The 2268-nt window shown below is 62.8% G+C and carries 3 protein-coding genes; all 3 read left to right on the top strand.

Going from position 1 to position 2268, the window contains the following annotated elements:
• On the top strand, positions 1–640 hold a 640-nt coding region (locus AC1DT2_RS21225; protein WP_477298548.1), incomplete at its 5' end, for a VirB8/TrbF family protein.
• Positions 641–1456 (top strand): TrbG/VirB9 family P-type conjugative transfer protein, encoded by an 816-nt coding sequence (locus tag AC1DT2_RS21220; protein ID WP_213947931.1) that lies wholly within the window; start codon positions 641–643, stop codon positions 1454–1456.
• Positions 1453–2268 (top strand): TraB/TrbI/VirB10 family type IV secretion system protein (locus tag AC1DT2_RS21215; protein ID WP_477298546.1); only part of this gene is annotated, 816 nt, incomplete at its 3' end. The genes AC1DT2_RS21220 and AC1DT2_RS21215, both read left to right, overlap by 4 nt.

The raw sequence follows: 2268 nt of genomic DNA, 5'->3' as shown, positions 1-2268 counted from the left end.
TAAGAGCCGGGCGATCCGGGTGAAGATTCTCAGCATCTCGCTGATCGGCGGTGAGAACGGCCAGACACCGAAAGGCGCGACGGTGCGTTTCCAGCGCAACGTGTTCGACAAGGTGAATGGGTCGACGTATCCGCTGGACAATAAGATCGCCACGATCTCGTTCACCTACAAGCCCAACCTGCGCATGGACGACCAGAACCGGATCGAGAATCCGCTGGGCTTCCAGGTGACGGGTTACCGCGTCGACAACGACTACGGCTCACTCCCGCCCGCAGAATCTACCGATCCGAATGCCCCGGTGAATCCTGCAGGGCAAGCTCCGGGTGCTGTGCCGGGCGCTGTGCCCGGCGCCCCTGCCGCTGGGGCGCCTGCAGCGGGTTCRCCCAACGGTGCACCCGCGCAGCAGATGGCAGCCCCTGGCGCATACGGCCCGCAGGCGCCGGCTGCGGCACCTGGCCAGGCCCCGCAGGCCCAGGCTATCCCGCTTCAGCAGGCCGTCGGCATTCCGCCCTCGCCTATTCCGTCAGAGGCGGCTTATGCCACGCAGCCGCAAGCTGCTGGTCCGACCGCTCCGTATCCGCAGGCCGCCGCGCCCGCGGCTCGTCCCGTGACCCGCGCCGCCAATGGAGGGCGCCGTTAAATGAATCGTTCCAGCAAGCTGAGTCTGGCCTGCAGTCTGGGCTTCGCCCTATCGGGTGTCCTGACCGTGGCCGATGCGGAGACCACTCCGACCACCACTCCCGCGCCGTCCTCAACGGGAACCGCGATCGCGGTGCAGCCGTATGAATATCAGCCCGACCGTATCTACACCGTACGGACAGGCCTCGGCATCACCACGCAGATCGAGCTGAGCCCCAACGAAAAGATTCTCGACTACAGCACCGGCTTCAGCAGTGGCTGGGACCTGACCCGTCGCGACAACGTCTTCTACATCAAGCCGAAGAACGTCGATGTCGACACCAACATGATGATCCGCACGGCCACGCACTCCTACATCCTGGAGCTGAAGGTCGTCGCCACGGATTGGAAGACGCTCGACCAGGCTCGTCGCGCGGGCGTGCAGTACAAGGTGACCTTCACCTACCCCGCCGACACGAGTTTCATGAGCGAGTCGAAGAAGGTCGAAGAGACACCCGAACTCGACACGGACCTCGTGAAAGGTCGTGACTACAACTTCGATTACGACTTCTCCAAGTCGCGCAAAGTGGCTCCCTGGCTCGTACCGATCAACGTCTACGACGATGGCCGATTCACGTATATCAAGATGCCGGACCTCAAGCAGTTTCCGACGGGCAACTTCCCGACGATCTACATGCGTGAGAAGGAACATGGAGAAGACTCGGTAGTGAACACCACCGTGGAAGGCAACACCATCGTGGTCCACGGCACGTACAACTACCTGGTTATTCGTCACGACGACAATGTCGTGGGCCTGCGAAGGAACACAAAGAAGTGAGCCCGAACAATCCCTATCAGCCGGACGACGAGTCCAACGGCAGCAACCATGTTCCGCCGTCGAGTGAGCATCACGCCGGCGAGCGTGATCCACTGGCCGGCAATCCGTATTCGAACCAGCAGCGGCAGGCACCACAGCCGGATCTGGATGGTGCAGCGCCGCATCTGACCACGAACGACATGCGACGCATGAATCGCAGCGCGCTCGGCCTGCTCGGCRGCATCGTGCTGCTGCTCGTGGTGGTCGCGTTCTGGTTGTTCCATAGCTCCGGATCGAGGGACAAGCCAGCGAATAAATCGCACGAAGAGACAGTTGTGGTGCCGGATGCACCCATCGCACCGGGCGCTTCCTTCGGCAACCAGCCTGCCAAGGAACCGGATTCGGTCGCACTCTCTCCGTTCCTTCCTCCGGTACAAAACACCCCACCGCCGGTGCCGGTGCAAGTCATGCCGGAGGCTCCTCATCAGCCGACGCTGCTTGAACGTCGCATTGCTGCAGCCAACAACGGCGCTGGCTTCCAGGCAGTGACCGAAGGGGCGGCCGCACCCGCTCCTGACGCTGGCGCAGCAGGGGGCGCGGGCGGCTTCGGCCTCCCAGGCATGCCCGGTGCTGGCGGACCTCCGCGGATGAGCGCCACCAACAACCTTGCCTATACGGCAAAAGACCTGCCAGATGTTTCTAGCGCAACGCCGCTCCAGCATCCCGACACGCTCATGCTACGCGGCACGTTTATCCGGTGCGTCCTCGAAACACGCATCATCACGGATATCCCCGGCTTCACCTCGTGCGTCGTCACCGAACCCGTCTACTCC

This window comes from Luteibacter sp. P4_E6, assembly GCF_056401535.1.
Note: the sequence above shows the minus strand (reverse complement) of the source record. Positions and strands in the feature narration are given on the sequence as shown.